Source organism: Streptomyces sp. NPDC045026, assembly GCF_056432625.1.
In genome coordinates, this window is the sequence record NZ_JBWKIS010000006.1 from 204,723 (window position 1) to 219,715 (window position 14,993).

Consider the following 14,993-nt stretch of genomic DNA (forward strand, 5'->3'; position numbering starts at 1 on the left):
ACGGTGACCGTGAAACATGTTGGGCCGCACCCCGAGGGGTGCGGCCCAACATTTGCTTCAGCTCTGCCAAGCGCAGTGCTTAGGCGGAGACGACCTCGACGCTGACCTTGGCGGCAACCTCGGGGTGCAGACGCACGGACGTCTCGTGGGCGCCCAGCGTCTTGATCGGCGAGCCGAGCTCGATGCGGCGCTTGTCGACGTCGGGGCCACCGGCAGCCTTGATCGCCGAAGCGACGTCGGCCGGGGTAACGGAACCGAAGAGACGACCGGCGTCGCCGGAGCGGACAGCCAGGCGGACCTTGACGCCCTCGAGGCGGGCCTTGATCTCGTTGGCCTGCTCGATGGTCGCGATCTCGTGGATCTTGCGCGCACGACGGATCTGCGCGACGTCCTTCTCGCCACCCTTGGTCCAGCGGATCGCGAAGTTCCGCGGGATCAGGTAGTTGCGGGCGTAGCCGTCCTTGACGTCTACGACCTCGCCGGCGGCACCGAGGCCGGAGACCTCGTGGGTGAGGATGATCTTCATTAGTCGGTCACCCTTCCCTTATCGCGCGGTGGACGTGTAGGGCAGCAGCGCCATCTCACGGCTGTTCTTCACGGCCGTGGCGACGTCACGCTGGTGCTGCGTGCAGTTGCCGGTCACGCGGCGGGCACGGATCTTGCCGCGGTCGGAAATGAACTTCCGCAGCATGTTCGTGTCCTTGTAGTCCACGTACGTGACCTTGTCCTTGCAGAAAGCGCAGACCTTCTTCTTAGGCTTGCGCACAGGCGGCTTCGCCATGGTGTTTCTCCTGTGTGATCAAGAAGTGTGGGAACGGCCCACCCTTGGCCCTGAGGCCTAGAAGGGGGGCTCGTCCGAGTAGCCTCCGCCAGAACCAGAGCCGCCGGAGCCGCCGGAGCTTCCGCCCCAGCCACCGCCGCCGCCCTGCTGGCCGCCGCCGGCCGGCGTACCGGTCGCCCAGGGGTCATCGGCGGGAGCACCGCCGCCACCCTGCTGCTGACCGCCACCGGAGCCACCGCCCCAGTTGCCGCCGCCCTGCTGGCCGCCGCCACCGCCGCCGTATCCACCCTGGCCACCGCGACCGGTGGTCTTGGTGACCTTGGCCGTGGCGGTCTTCAGGCTGGCGCCGACTTCCTCGACGTCCAGCTCGTAGACCGTGCGCTTGACGCCCTCACGGTCCTCGTAGGACCGCTGCTTCAGCCGGCCCTGCACGATGACGCGCATGCCTCGCTGAAGCGACTCCGCGACGTTCTCCGCCGCCTGACGCCAGACCGAGCAGGTCAGGAACAGGCCTTCGCCGTCCTTCCACTCATTGGTCTGCTTGTCGAAGATGCGGGGAGTGGACGCGACACGGAACTTCGCGACCGCCGCACCGGAAGGGGTGAAGCGCAGCTCGGGGTCGTCGACAAGATTGCCGACGACCGTGATGACGGTCTCGCCTGCCATGGGGGAACCTCTCGGCGGGTTTGCTGCTGGCTGCTTGCTGCTACTCGAAACCCGAGTGCCGCTGAGCTAGGAAGCTCAGTGGGTCTCGGGACGGAGGACCTTGGTCCGGAGGACCGACTCGTTCAGGTTCATCTGGCGGTCGAGCTCCTTGACGACCGCAGGCTCGGCCTGCAGGTCGATGACCGAGTAGATGCCCTCGGGCTTCTTCTTGATCTCGTACGAGAGACGACGACGGCCCCAGGTGTCGACCTTCTCAACCTTTCCGTTGGCCTCACGGACAACAGAGAGGAAGTTCTCGATCAGCGGGGAGACAGCGCGCTCCTCGAGATCGGGGTCGAGGATGACCATCACTTCGTAGTGACGCATGTGGAACCCACCTCCTTTGGACTCAGCGGCCACGGTCGTTCCGTGGCAGGAGGGTCGTGATGCGTACGCAACGGTATCGGCCGCCGCTGACAATCGGGCCCCGCTGGCGGGGATCCCTGGTCAGGGCATGAGGCAGACACCGGTGCAGACGGTACAGACTACCCGCACCACGGCTTCCGGTTGAAATCCGGCCGCGAGAGGGCACAATCTGTACACATCGGGTGTGTATGGCGCTACGATGCGCCGCCTTCCGCAGGAGGTGCCACATGGCACAGGCAATGCGACCCAACACCGCGACATCTCTCTTCGCCACGGACGGGAAGCCCCATCCCCTCCAGGACTCACTGGTCGCGGTGGCGATGATTCTCGGGGCGATCGCCATCATCTCTTCGCTCTTCAGCAGCCTCCACCTGCTGAGCTCCTGGGCGGGGCTGGTGGGCGTCCTGACCGGCGCATACGGCCAGTTCATCTCGGTGACGACGCGCGAGCGCTTCGGTCTCATCCTGGGCCTCGGCGCCTCGGCGATCGGCCTCTTCATCGGCATGGCCCACGGAGGTCTGTTCGGCGGCGTCATCGGCTGACGGCACGCGAAGCTTCTATAGGCCCAGTCGGGGCGCTCGCAGGGCGCAGTAGGCTTCGGCGCGAGAGCCGGAGCCCTTGTACCCATGGGGACACACCAGCCCGAGGAGCGCCCCGAATGAGCCTGACCCTGAGGACCATCAGCCGAGAGCAGCATCTGGCATACATCCAGAGCCTGCCCTCGGCTAGCCACATGCAGGTCCCGGCATGGGCTGATGTGAAGGCGGAGTGGCGCTCCGAGAGCCTGGGATGGTTCGACGAGCGGACCGGCGAGATGGTCGGCGCGGGCCTGGTCCTGTACCGGCAACTGCCCAAGATCAAGCGCTATCTCGCCTATCTGCCCGAGGGCCCGGTCATCAACTGGTTCGCTCCGAACCTCGACGACTGGATGCGTCCGATGCTGGCGCACCTCAAGCAACAGGGCGCCTTCTCCGTGAAGATGGGCCCGCCGGTGATCATCCGGCGCTGGGAGGCCACGTCGATCAAGAAGGGCATCCAGGACCCGGACGTCAAGCGTCTGCGCGACATCGAGGCCGACTTCATCGAGCCGCGCGCCTTCGAGGTCGCCGACAAGCTGCGCCGCATGGGCTGGCAGCAGGGCGAGGACGGCGGCGCCGGCTTCGGCGACGTACAGCCCCGCTACGTGTTCCAGGTGCCGCTGGCCAACCGCTCCCTCGAAGACGTGCACAAAGCCTTCAACCAGCTGTGGCGCCGCAACATCAAGAAGGCCGAGAAGGCCGGTGTCGAGGTCGTCCAGGGCGGCTACCAGGACCTCGCCGAGTGGCAGCGTCTCTACGAGATCACGGCTGTGCGCGACCACTTCCGGCCCCGCCCGCTCTCGTACTTCCAGCGCATGTGGACGGCCCTCAACAGCGAGGACCCCAACCGCATGCGGCTGTACTTCGCCCGCCACAACGGGGTGAACCTGTCCGCGGCGACGATGCTCGTGGTCGGGGGGCACGTCTGGTACTCCTATGGAGCCTCCGACAACATCGGCCGTGAGGTCAGGCCCTCGAACGCGATGCAGTGGCGGATGCTCCGCGATGCCTACGCGCTCGGCGCGACGGTCTACGACCTGCGCGGCATCAGCGACTCGCTCGACGAGTCGGACCACCTCTTCGGTCTGATCCAGTTCAAGGTGGGCACCGGTGGGCAGGCTGCCGAGTACCTCGGCGAGTGGGACTTCCCGCTCAACAAGCTGCTGCACAAGGCCCTCGACATCTACATGTCGCGGCGCTGAGCCCCGCCCGGCCCGCCTGGTCCACACGGCCCGGGCGGACCCTGCACAATTCACGTAGCTCCAAAGCTTCTTCATACCTCTGATACACCGCAGCCACGAGAAAGGTTCCGGGACCGGCCATGGCGCTCACGCTCTACGTCGACACCGCGCGCTGGCGGGCACACCACAAGCACGTGCTCGAGCAGTTTCCGGGGATCGTCCCCGTCTGCAAGGGCAACGGCTACGGCTTCGGCCACGAACGGCTCGCGGACGAGGCCACCCGCTTCGGCTCGGACGTCCTCGCCGTCGGCACGACCTACGAAGCCGCCCGGATCAAGGACTGGTTCAGCGGTGATCTGCTGGTCCTGACCCCGTTCCGGCGGGGCGAGGAGCCCGTGCCGCTGCCCGACCGTGTCATCCGCTCCGTCTCCTCCGTCGACGGCGTGCACGGCCTCGTCGGCGCCCGCGTCGTCGTCGAGGTCATGTCCTCGATGAAGCGGCACGGCGTGAGCGAGCAGGAACTGCCCCAGCTCCACTCCGCCATAGAGGACGTCCGGCTCGAGGGCTTCGCGATCCACCTGCCCCTGGACCGCACCGACGGCTCCGACGCCGTCGAGGAGGTCATCGGCTGGATGGACCGTCTGCGCGCGGCCAGGCTGCCGCTGCACACGATGTTCGTCAGCCACCTCAAGGCCCAGGAACTCGCCCGCCTTCAGCAGCAGTTCCCGCAGACCCGGTTCCGGGCGCGCATCGGCACGAGACTCTGGCTGGGCGACCACGAGGCGACCGAGTACCGCGGCGCGATCCTGGACGTCACGCGCGTCGCCAAGGGCGACCGCTTCGGCTACCGCCAGCAGAAGGTCGCCTCGGACGGCTGGCTCGTGGTCGTCGCGGGCGGTACGTCGCACGGCGTGGGCCTGGAGGCTCCCAAGGCACTGCACGGCGTCATGCCGCGCGCCAAGGGTGTCGCCCGCGCGGGCCTCGCGACTGTCAACCGGAACCTGTCGCCGTTCGTCTGGGGCGGCAAGCAGCGCTGGTTCGCAGAGCCCCCGCACATGCAGGTCTCGATCCTCTTCGTGCCGTCCGACGCCCCCGAGCCCCGGGTGGGCGAGGAATTGGTGGCCCATCTGCGGCACACCACCACGCAGTTCGACCGGATCCTCGACCGCTGACCGAGGCGGGCGTCACGCCAAGCCCTGCGGACAAGCGGAAGGGCCGGACACCATCACGGTGTCCGGCCCTTTCCGTGCGTTCGCTCAGAGCGAACGCTTCTCGTCCTTGTGCCATCCCCAACTCACTTGCGGCCGCTCCTCGTTGTGCGCCGCATGGCGCGGGGGGTGGGCGGCGTGTCCGAGTACGAACACGTCCGGCGCTCCGTCCAGGACACCGCCCGACGGATCGTCGTCCCCGGAGCGCCTGACCACGTCCCGTTCCGGCATCAGGATGTCGCGCACGATCACCGCGCACAGATAGAGCGTGCCCAGCAGGTGGATGAGGATGACGAGGTGGTAGCCGTCCGTGGGGAGCCCCCGGTGCTTGTCACCGCTCGTGGTGTACGCGAGGTACATCCAGATCCCGAGGAAGTACGCGACCTCGCACGCCTGCCAGATCAGGAAGTCCCGCCAGCGCGGCCGGGCGAGGGCGGCGAAGGGGATCAGCCACAGGACGTACTGCGGCGAGTAGACCTTGTTGGTGAGGATGAAGGCGGCGATGACCAGGAAGGCGAGCTGCGCGAGGCGGGGTCGGCGTGGCGCGGTGAGGGCGAGGGCCGTGATGCCCAAGCAGGCCAGGACCATCAGCACCATCGCGTAGGTGTTGGCGTCGTCAGGGCTGATCTGCGCGTCCCACCGCTGCTGGATGATGAGCCAGATGGACCCGAAGTCGACGCCGCGCTCCTGGCTGAAGCGGTAGAACTTCGACCAGCCCTCAGGGGCGAGCAGCATCACCGGCAGGTTCACGACGAGCCAGGCACCCACCGAGCCGGCCAGGGCCTTCCCGAAGTCGCGCCAGCGCCCGGCACGCCAGCAGAGCAAGAGCAGCGGGCCCAGCACCAGGAACGGATAGAACTTCGCGGCCGTGGCCAGGCCCAGCAGGACACCGAAGGCCACCGACCGACCCCGCGACCACATCAGCATCGCGGCCGCTGTGAGGGCCACGGCGAGTAGATCCCAGTTGATGGTGGAAGTCAGCGCGAAAGCGGGTGCGAGAGCGACCAGGAGGCCGTCCCAGGGGCGTCGCCGGTGGGTGCGGGTCACACAGATGGCGATCACCACCGCGCAGATCATCAGCATCCCGGCGTTGACCATCCAGTAGACCTTCTCCAGGTGCTGGATGGAGCCGCCGCCCAGGGTCAGCCAGGACGCGACCTCCATGAACACACCGGTCAGCACCGGGTACTCGAGGTAGTCCATGTCGCCGGGCAGCTTGTCGAAGTAGGGCACCAGGCCGTCGGCGAACCCCCGCCCCTGGTAGAGGTGCGGGATGTCCGAGTAGCAGGCGTGCGTGTACTGCGAACTGGCGCCGAAGAACCACGCGCCGTCGTAGCAGGGGAGCTTCTGCACCATGCCCAGCGCGAACATGCCGATCATCACCAGCGCGATGACGCGCACGGGGGTCCACCAGGAGCTCCCGAGCAGCGCCCATCGTCCGATCGGTCCGCCGATCAGCTCGCTCCCCGCTGCGGCGACCTCGTCCTCCTTGGTCGGCCGTACCGGGTCCGGCTGTTGCACATGGGTGCGCGTCGTCTCTGCACTGGGCATGCCGCACATCCTGCCGTACGCGCCTGAGAACGGGGCGAGGGCCGCCGCACCCGATCGGTGCGGCGGCCCTCACTTCGCGCGGATCACGCGCTGTTTCACGTGGAACACGCAGCGTTTCACGTGAAACACGCGCGTGAGATCAGCTCCGGCTAGCCCGTTGGGCCGCCGAAGATGCCTCCGTTGCCATTTCCGTTGTTCCCACCGTTGCCTCCTGGCGTCGACGGCGAGCTGGTGACGCCTCCGTCGGTGCCGCCCGTGGGAGTCCCACCGGTGCCGCCGTCCGATGTACCGCCGTTGTCGTTGCAGTTCCACGACCAGCTGCTGCAGGACTCGCTGGTCGACGGCGACGGGCCGGGGGAGGACTGGCTGGGCGACGGTTCCGTCGATGCCGAATCCGAGGGAGAAGGAGTCGCCGAGGGAGTGATGCTCGGGCTCGGTGTGGCGCCGACGATCTCACCGATGGGATCGGGAACGGGGAACGTCTCGGAGGGCTGTCCCTTGAGGGCCTCCAACATGTAGTCGTGCCAGATCTCGGACGGGAACGAGGCTCCGTGGATCTTCTCCTGGTTACCCGTGCCGTACATCTCCAAGAACTGGCGCTTCTTGCTGTTCTCGTTGTCGTCCATCCGGTACATCGTGATCGCCGTCGACAGCTGCGGGGTGTAGCCCACGAACCAGGCGGACTTGTTGCCGTCGGTCGTACCGGTCTTGCCCGCAACCTGGCGGCCCGGCAGCTTCGCGTTGGTACCCGTTCCCTTGTCGACGACGGTCCTCAGGACGTCGGTGACGTTGTCGGCGACCGCCGACTGGAAGGCCCTGACCGGCGCCTTATCGTGCTGGTAAACCGTCTCACCGGCGTGGTCGACCGACGTCACCGAGAACGGATCGTTCCGCTGGCCACTGGCCGCAAAGGTGCCGTACGCGCCGGCCATGCGAATCGCGCTCGGGTCGGAGGTGCCCAGGGAGAAGGACGGGTAGTTGGCGCTCGCGAAGCTGTTGTCCTTGATGCCTGCGTCCTTCGCGGCCTGCTTCACCTTGTCCAGACCCACGTCCATTCCCAGTTGGACATAGGCGGAGTTGACGGACTCCCGCATCGCCTCACGAAGGTCGATCTGGAACGTCGGCCGGTTGTAGGACTCCCCGCCGTCGTTCGTCTGGAGCCACTCCTTGCCGTTCTTGTCCGTCCAGACCTCGCCGTTGTACTTCTTGATCTTCAGCTTGTTCTGGCCGCTGTAAAGACTCTTCGGGGAGACCGGGGTGCGCGTGCCGGGACCTTGCTCCTCGCCCTCCTTGGGGTCGCGAACTCCGTCCCTCATCGCGGCAGCCAGCACGAACGGCTTGAAGGTCGAGCCGACCTGCGCACCGGTCTGGTCGGCATTGTTCGTGTAGTGCCTTGTCGCGTCCTCACCGCCGTAGATGGCCTCGATCGCGCCGTTCTTGGGGTTCACCGAGGCGCCGCCGAACTGGACGTACTTGTCCGTCTTCGGGCGGAGCTTGTCGTTGATGTTCTCCTTGCGGACCTTCTTCACGGCCGCTTCGAGCTTGTCCACCTTCTTCTTGTCGAAGGTGGTGTGGATCTCGTAGCCGCCCTTCTGAAGGTCGTTGGCCGTGATCGCGCCGTTGCTGTTGTTGATGACATAGGCCTTGGCCAGGTCGACGAGATAGCCGGTCTGGCCGCCGAGCAGAGGGTTGGCCCGCGGACTCTGCAGCCTGGGGAACTCCTCGTACTTCTTCCGGTCTGTGGGGGACAGGCGCTTGTCCTTGACCTCCTCGTCGAGGATCCAACGCCAGCGCTTGTCCGCGCGGGCCTTGTTCTTATCAGGCGTCGCCTCGACCGGGTCGATCTCCGGGGCGCCGGCGGGGTCGTAGTACGTGGCGCCCTTGAGCACCGCTGCCAGGAACGCACACTGGCTCGCGTTGAGCTTCCGTGCTTCCTTGTCGAAATACGTCCGGGCAGCCGCCTGAATCCCGTAGGCACCACGTCCGTAGTACGCGGTGTTCAGGTAGCCGGCCATCACCTTCTCCTTGGGCTCCGTACGGCCCACCTTTATGGAGACGAACAGCTCCTTGACCTTGCGCGAGATCGTCTGCGACTGGTCGTCGAGCATCGCGTTCTTCACATACTGCTGGGTGATGGTCGAGCCGCCCTGCGTCGCACCGCCCTTGGCCATGTTGACGAACGCGCGGGCGATGCCCATGGGGTCGACGCCCTTGTCCGACTCGAACGTCTTGTTCTCGGCGGACATGACGGCGTACCGCATGGCCTCGGGGATGTCTTCGTACTTGATGATCTGCCGGTTCGTCTCGCCACCGGTCGCGACCATCTGATCGCCGTTGGCCCAGTAGTAGACGTTGTTCTGGGCCTTGGCCGTGTCCGCCGTCTTCGGGACGTCCACCAGGGCGTACCCGATACCCGCCGCGGCCATGAGGCTGCCGCAGAAGCCGACGAACAGACCCGCCACCAGGCGCCAGGACGGCAGCCAGCGGTGCACTCCGTACTTGTCGGAGCGCGGGTAGTCGATGAACCTCTTCTTCTGCGGCCGGGAAGGTCCGCGGCCCCTGCCGCGCCCGGGCCCGCTCGGTCCCTCGGGTCCGCCTCCGCCGCGCCGGCCGCCGCCTCCGCGGCCACCGCCGCCGTCGGGAGCCTTCCTCCGGCTCCCCCCGGCGCTGCGCTGCGCGGCTCGGCGCGCTTCCGCGCGGCCTCCGTACGGGCGATCGTCGCCCGTCGAGCCGGACGATCCTGTGGACCCCGGCGTTCCATACGCATCAGAAGGTGATCCGGTGGCGTCACGCGGTGCCGCGCGACGGCCCGGCGATGCGCCGGACGTGCCACGACGGGCCGCGGCACGTCCGCCGCCCTGTGGCTGCGGCGGTTTGCGACGGTGCTCGCTCATCGAACGACTACTCCTCGGGCAGGCGCGGAGATACGCGCCTGGAAAAGGCGGCTGGTTTCCGGTCCCCCCGAAATACGGATGCGCCCCTTCTGGCACTCACCCGCAATGCACCGGGGACAACGACGCCCACAGGCGTCACTTGGTTCCCGGCGGTCTGCATGGCGGACAGACTACGCACCGGCAAAACCCACCTAGGGCCGAAGTTCACCCCAAATCAGGCAACTTGCTTGGTATGAATCGGTGATGTGACGCCGTTCACCGTGATCCCTCTTGTCCCATCCGTGCGACCGTTCTATCGTCGTGATGTATCGAGTCGATACATCAGCTCGGCATAAAGAGTCCGTAGGAAGTCGTGGCACCCGACCGCGGCAGAGAGGAGGCGACGATGAGCCGACGTTCCGGCATCCTCGAGTTCGCTGTCCTCGGACTGCTCCGCGAGTCCCCGATGCACGGCTACGAGCTGCGGAAACGGCTCAATACATCGCTGGGGGTCTTCCGCGCCTTCAGCTACGGGTCCCTCTACCCCTGCCTCAAGACGCTGGTCGCAAGCGGCTGGTTGATCGAGGAATCGGGGAGCACACCCGAGGACGCCCTCGCCGCACCACTCGCAGGGCGTCGCGCCAAGATCGTCTATCGGTTGACGGCGGAAGGTAAGGAGCACTTCGAGGAGCTGCTCTCGCAGACCGGCCCGGACGCATACGAGGACGAGCACTTCGCCGCGCGGTTCGCCTTCTTCGGGCAGACCTCGCGTGACGTACGTATGCGCGTGCTCGAAGGCCGTCGCAGCCGGCTCGAGGAGCGCCTCGAAAAGATGCGCATCTCCTTCGCCCGCACCCGGGAACGCCTTGACGACTACACCCTTGAGCTCCAGCGGCACGGAATGGAATCCGTGGAGCGCGAAGTGCGCTGGCTGAACGAGCTCATCGAGAGCGAGCGGGCGGGGCGGGATCAGCGGCGGTCCGACCCCTCCGACGCAGCTCAGCAGGACACATCTGGAGAGACGGGCGGCCTGCCCCGGCACCGGGACAGCACCCGGCCGGATCCGTCCGACGACACCGCCACGTGAGGCCCATTCGGGGTTTCACCGATACACACAGGGAGCAACCGGAATGGGTTCGGTTCGCGTAGCCATCGTCGGCGTGGGCAACTGCGCCGCCTCGCTGGTCCAGGGCGTCGAGTACTACAAGGACGCCGACCCGGACGCCAAGGTCCCGGGCCTGATGCACGTCCAGTTCGGCGACTACCACGTCCGCGACATCGAGTTCGTCGCCGCCTTCGACGTCGACGCGAAGAAGGTCGGCCTCGACCTCTCCGACGCCATCGGTGCCAGCGAGAACAACACCATCAAGATCTGCGACGTGCCGAACACGGGCGTGACCGTCCAGCGCGGCCACACCCACGACGGCCTGGGCAAGTACTACCGCCAGACCATCGAGGAGTCCCCCGAGGCCCCGGTCGACGTCATCCAGGTCCTCAAGGACAAGCAGGTCGACGTTCTGATCTGCTACCTGCCCGTCGGTTCCGAGGACGCCGCGAAGTTCTACGCGCAGTGCGCCATCGACGCCAAGGTCGCGTTCGTCAACGCCCTTCCGGTCTTCATCGCCGGCACCAAGGAGTGGGCGGACAAGTTCACCGAGGCGGGCGTGCCGATCGTCGGTGACGACATCAAGTCCCAGGTCGGCGCCACCATCACGCACCGCGTCATGGCGAAGCTGTTCGAGGACCGCGGTGTCCGTCTCGAGCGCACCATGCAGCTGAACGTCGGCGGCAACATGGACTTCAAGAACATGCTCGAGCGCGAGCGCCTGGAGTCCAAGAAGATCTCGAAGACGCAGGCCGTCACCTCGCAGATCCCCGACCGCGACCTGGGCGAGAAGAACGTCCACATCGGCCCGTCGGACTACGTCCAGTGGCTCGACGACCGCAAGTGGGCCTACGTCCGCCTCGAGGGCCGCGCCTTCGGTGACGTTCCGCTGAACCTGGAGTACAAGCTCGAGGTCTGGGACTCCCCGAACTCCGCGGGTGTCATCATCGACGCCCTGCGCGCCGCGAAGATCGCCAAGGACCGCGGCATCGGCGGCCCGATCCTGTCGGCGTCCTCGTACTTCATGAAGTCCCCGCCGGTGCAGTACTTCGACGACGAGGCCTACGCGAACGTCGAGAAGTTCATCAAGGGCGAGGTCGAGCGCTAACCACACACAGTGCGGCGCGTACCAGCGGTAACGCGCCTCTCCTTGTGGGCTGTTGAGGTCCTCGGATGCACACGACGTGCGTCCGGGGACCTTTCCCGTATGTGAGGCTGTGCCCCATGGCTGTCGTCCGTGACCTGCGGGTACTCCTGCGCTTGAGGGACTTCCGGCGCCTTTTGGCGCTGCGGCTGCTCTCACAGGGCGCGGACGGTGTCTACCAGGTCGCGCTGGCCACCTACGTGGTGTTCTCGCCGGAGAAACAGACTTCGGCCGGCGCCATCGCCTCGGCCATGGCCGTGCTGCTTCTCCCGTATTCGGTCATCGGCCCGTTCGCGGGCGTCCTCCTCGACCGCTGGCGCCGCCGCCAGGTCTTCCTCTACGGCAACCTCCTGCGGACCGTCCTGGCCTCCTTGACGGCCGTCCTGATGCTCAGCAACGCGCCGGACTGGCTCTTCTACGCCTCCGCCCTGTGTGTCACCGCCGTCAACCGCTTCATCCTCGCCGGGCTCTCCGCCGCCATGCCGAGGCTGGTCGACGCCGAGCGCCTGGTGATGGCGAACTCCGTCTCGCCGACGGCCGGCACGCTTGCCGCCACGCTGGGCGGCGGACTCGCGTTCGCCGTGCGGCTGCTCATCTCGGACTCCGACGCCCTCGTGGTGCTCGTCGGGGCGGCCCTCTACCTGTGCGCGGCGCTGGCCTCCCTGCCCCTGTCCGCGGAACTGCTCGGTCCGGACGCGGAGTTGGTACGTCCCGGCCTGCGGACGGCGCTCACCGGCACGGCGCAGGGACTCGCCTCAGGCCTACGTCATCTGACTGCGCGCCCTCCGGCCGCCCGCGCCCTGGCCGCCATCACGCTGATGCGGTTTTGCTACGGAGCGCTGACGGTCATGGTCCTCATGCTCTGCCGATACTCCTGGTCGTCCACGGAGTCCGACGGACTCGCCCTGCTGGGCGTCGCCGTGGCGATCTCGGGGGCCGGTTTCTTCGCCGCCGCTGTGGTCACGCCTTGGGCCGCGGGACGGCTGGGACCTGCCCGGTGGATCATCGTCTGCGCGGGGGCGGCAGCTGTCCTCGAGCCCGCCCTGGGGCTGCCGTTCGCGCCCGCCCCCATGATGGCCGCCGCCTTCGTCCTTGGCCTGACGACCCAGGGCGCGAAGATCGCCACCGACACGGTCGTGCAGTCCTCGGTGAACGACGGCTTCCGTGGCCGGATCTTCTCCGTTTACGACGTGCTGTTCAACGTCGCGTTCGTCGGCGCGGCCGCAGTGGCCGCACTGATGCTGCCGCCTGACGGACAGTCGGTCCCGCTGGTGCTCACAGTGGCCCTGCTCTACGCGGCAATTGCAGGGGCTATGGCCCGTTTTGACACCCAGTAAGTGTCACATCAATGACACAGCGCCCCTCCCGACTTCAGAATTGTCAGTCGGTACGGATAACTTACGGGCGTCTTATCCGCGCCATCGCGCCTAAGTTCGAGGGGGACCCCCGAAGTGACCACTCCGCCGCCGCAGGGCCAGAATCCGTTCGCCCAGGGCCAGCAGCCCTCTGGCCCGCCGCAGGGCGGTGCTCCGTACGCTCCCGTCGCCGGACAGCCCGGGGTTCCCCAGCAGCCGTACCCGCCGCACGCGCCGGGCACGCCCATCCCGCCCGGCCGGCCGTCGGGTGGCGGTAAGAAGAAGGCCCTCCGCATAGTCGCCCTGATCGTGGTCGCCATCGCGCTCTACGGCGTGAAGTGGTACCTCGGCCAGAGCGACGCCGAGACGACCGCGGTCGGCAGCTGCCTGCACAACAACGGCACGACGTCGGCTCCGGACCTGAAGGACGTCGACTGCTCCTCGAGCGACTCCGAGTACAAGGTCATCGAGAAGTTCGACGGCACCAGCGACGTCGACAAGTGCAACACGGTCAAGGGCACCGAGGTCTCCTACTACCAGAGCGGTGGCAGCCACGACGTGGTGCTCTGCCTGAAGGAAACCAAGTAAGACCACGCATCACCATGCCGAAGGGCGCTGTTTCACGTGAAACAGCGCCCTTCGGCATGTCCGTCCTGGGTCGGTGTTTCACGTGAAACACCGACCCAGGACATTCACTCCGCGGTCTGCTGCGCCGCCCACCACTCCTTGAGCGCCGCCACCGCCACGTCATGCTCCATCGGCCCGTTCTCGAGCCGCAGCTCCAGCAGGAACTTGTACGCCTGCCCGATCGCCGGCCCCGGCTTGATGCCCAGGATCTCCTGGATCTGATTGCCGTCGAGGTCGGGGCGGATCGAGTCCAGCTCCTCCTGCTCCTTGAGCCGCGCGATGCGCTCTTCCAGGCCGTCGTACGCGCGCTCCAGTGCATTCGCCTTCCGCTTGTTGCGCGTCGTGCAGTCGGAGCGGGTCAGCTTGTGCAGGCGGTCCAGCAGAGGACCCGCGTCACGCACGTAGCGGCGGACTGCGGAGTCGGTCCACTCGCCGGTGCCGTACCCGTGGAAGCGCAGGTGCAGCTCGACCAGTCGCGAGACGTCCTTCACCAGCTCGTTCGAGTATTTCAGCGCCGTCATGCGCTTCTTCGTCATCTTGGCGCCCACCACCTCGTGGTGGTGGAAGGAGACGCGGCCGTCGTCCTCGAAGCGCCGCGTCCTCGGCTTGCCGATGTCGTGCAGCAGGGCCGCGAGTCGGAGCACGAGGTCCGGTCCGTCCGACTCCAGCGCCATCGCCTGCTCCAGGACGATCAGCGTGTGGTCGTAGACGTCCTTGTGCCGGTGATGCTCGTCCCGCTCCAGACGCAGCTCGGGCAGCTCAGGCAGGACATGGTCGGCGAGACCCGTATCGACGAGGAGGGTGAGGCCCTCGCGCGGGTGTGCGGAGAGGATCAGCTTGTTCAGCTCGTCCCGCACCCGCTCCGCGGAGACGATCTCGATGCGGTCGGCCATGTCCTTCATCGCCTCGACGACCTCGCGGGCCACCTCGAAGTCCAGCTGCGCGGCGAACCGCGCGGCCCGCATCATCCGCAGGGGATCGTCGGAGAAGGACTCCTCGGGGGTCCCGGGTGTACGCAGCACTCGCTCGGCAAGGTCGTCGAGCCCGCCGTGCGGGTCGATGAACTCCTTCTCCGGCAGGGCCACGGCCATCGCGTTCACCGTGAAGTCGCGACGCACGAGGTCTTCCTCGATGGAGTCGCCGTACGAGACCTCCGGCTTGCGCGAGGTCCTGTCGTACGCCTCGGAGCGATATGTGGTGACCTCGACCTGGTAGCCGTCCTTCTGGCAGCCGACCGTCCCGAAGGCGATCCCGACCTCCCACACGGCATCCGCCCAAGGCCTGACGATCTTGAGCACATCTTCGGGGCGGGCGTCCGTCGTGAAATCCAGATCGTTGCCGAGCCTGCCGAGGAGCGCATCCCTGACCGAACCGCCGACCAGAGCGAGGGAGAACCCGGCCTCCTGGAATCGACGGGCTAGATCGTCGGCGACAGGGGCCACCCGCAGCAGCTCGCTCACCGCGCGGCGCTGCACCTGGCTCAGGGCACTGGGATTTTCTTCATTGGCGTTCGGCACAA

At 67.0% G+C, this 14,993-nt stretch carries 14 protein-coding genes; 7 read left to right on the forward strand and 7 right to left on the reverse strand.

The genetic code is table 11. The features are described from left to right. Window positions 1–79 precede the first annotated feature (79 nt). The 4 genes from rplI to rpsF form a co-directional block, all read right to left on the reverse strand. Window positions 80–526: a 50S ribosomal protein L9 gene (gene rplI, locus AC07EJ_RS16135; RefSeq protein ID WP_389480880.1), complete on the reverse strand. Its 447-nt coding sequence runs from the start codon at window positions 524–526 to the stop codon at window positions 80–82. 18 nt (window positions 527–544) lie between these two features. After that, window positions 545–781, reverse strand: coding sequence for a 30S ribosomal protein S18 (rpsR, locus tag AC07EJ_RS16140; protein WP_003949403.1), 237 nt, complete (start codon window positions 779–781; stop codon window positions 545–547). A 57-nt stretch (window positions 782–838) separates the two neighbouring features. After that, window positions 839–1,447: a single-stranded DNA-binding protein gene (locus tag AC07EJ_RS16145; protein ID WP_389480878.1), complete on the reverse strand. Its 609-nt coding sequence runs from the start codon at window positions 1,445–1,447 to the stop codon at window positions 839–841. Window positions 1,448–1,522: 75 nt separating this feature from the next. Beyond that, window positions 1,523–1,813 carry a 30S ribosomal protein S6 gene (rpsF, locus tag AC07EJ_RS16150; protein WP_052578287.1) on the reverse strand — a complete coding sequence of 97 codons (291 nt, stop codon included), beginning with the start codon at window positions 1,811–1,813 and terminating at the stop codon, window positions 1,523–1,525. A gap of 266 nt (window positions 1,814–2,079) precedes the next feature. On the opposite strand from rpsF, the gene AC07EJ_RS16155 reads away from it, so the two are divergent. The 3 genes from AC07EJ_RS16155 to AC07EJ_RS16165 all read left to right on the forward strand — a co-directional run bounded on the left by AC07EJ_RS16155 (window position 2,080) and on the right by AC07EJ_RS16165 (window position 4,783). Then, entirely contained in the window at window positions 2,080–2,394 is a 315-nt protein-coding gene (locus AC07EJ_RS16155) for a hypothetical protein (protein ID WP_362907778.1), read from the forward strand. Between the two features lie 116 nt (window positions 2,395–2,510). Beyond that, window positions 2,511–3,632, forward strand: coding sequence for a peptidoglycan bridge formation glycyltransferase FemX (gene femX / locus AC07EJ_RS16160; protein WP_362907777.1), 1,122 nt, complete (start codon window positions 2,511–2,513; stop codon window positions 3,630–3,632). A 119-nt stretch (window positions 3,633–3,751) separates the two neighbouring features. After that, window positions 3,752–4,783 (forward strand): alanine racemase, encoded by a 1,032-nt coding sequence (locus AC07EJ_RS16165; RefSeq protein ID WP_266672322.1) that lies wholly within the window; start codon window positions 3,752–3,754, stop codon window positions 4,781–4,783. 84 nt (window positions 4,784–4,867) lie between these two features. Here AC07EJ_RS16165 and AC07EJ_RS16170 read toward each other — a convergent pair whose 3' ends face one another. Together AC07EJ_RS16170 and AC07EJ_RS16175 are read right to left on the reverse strand one after the other, a co-directional pair. Beyond that, entirely contained in the window at window positions 4,868–6,370 is a 1,503-nt protein-coding gene (locus tag AC07EJ_RS16170; protein WP_389487540.1) for a glycosyltransferase family 87 protein, read from the reverse strand. A gap of 149 nt (window positions 6,371–6,519) precedes the next feature. After that, on the reverse strand, window positions 6,520–9,264 hold the full coding sequence (locus tag AC07EJ_RS16175; protein ID WP_478884420.1) for a transglycosylase domain-containing protein: 2,745 nt from the start codon (window positions 9,262–9,264) through the stop codon (window positions 6,520–6,522). 385 nt (window positions 9,265–9,649) lie between these two features. On the opposite strand from AC07EJ_RS16175, the gene AC07EJ_RS16180 reads away from it, so the two are divergent. The 4 genes from AC07EJ_RS16180 (at window position 9,650) to AC07EJ_RS16195 (ending at window position 13,435) form a co-directional block, all read left to right on the forward strand. Then, window positions 9,650–10,330, forward strand: a complete 681-nt coding sequence (locus AC07EJ_RS16180) for a PadR family transcriptional regulator (RefSeq protein WP_116512092.1) — start codon at window positions 9,650–9,652, stop codon at window positions 10,328–10,330. Window positions 10,331–10,373: 43 nt separating this feature from the next. Then, window positions 10,374–11,456 carry an inositol-3-phosphate synthase gene (locus AC07EJ_RS16185; RefSeq protein ID WP_389487544.1) on the forward strand — a complete coding sequence of 361 codons (1,083 nt, stop codon included), beginning with the start codon at window positions 10,374–10,376 and terminating at the stop codon, window positions 11,454–11,456. Window positions 11,457–11,572: 116 nt separating this feature from the next. Then, window positions 11,573–12,829: an MFS transporter gene (locus tag AC07EJ_RS16190; protein WP_389487546.1), complete on the forward strand. Its 1,257-nt coding sequence runs from the start codon at window positions 11,573–11,575 to the stop codon at window positions 12,827–12,829. A 114-nt stretch (window positions 12,830–12,943) separates the two neighbouring features. After that, window positions 12,944–13,435, forward strand: a complete 492-nt coding sequence (locus AC07EJ_RS16195; RefSeq protein WP_389487548.1) for an LppU/SCO3897 family protein — start codon at window positions 12,944–12,946, stop codon at window positions 13,433–13,435. 104 nt (window positions 13,436–13,539) lie between these two features. Here AC07EJ_RS16195 and AC07EJ_RS16200 read toward each other — a convergent pair whose 3' ends face one another. Further along, window positions 13,540–14,991 carry a CCA tRNA nucleotidyltransferase gene (locus tag AC07EJ_RS16200; protein ID WP_389487550.1) on the reverse strand — a complete coding sequence of 484 codons (1,452 nt, stop codon included), beginning with the start codon at window positions 14,989–14,991 and terminating at the stop codon, window positions 13,540–13,542. Between the last annotated feature and the right edge of the window lie 2 nt (window positions 14,992–14,993).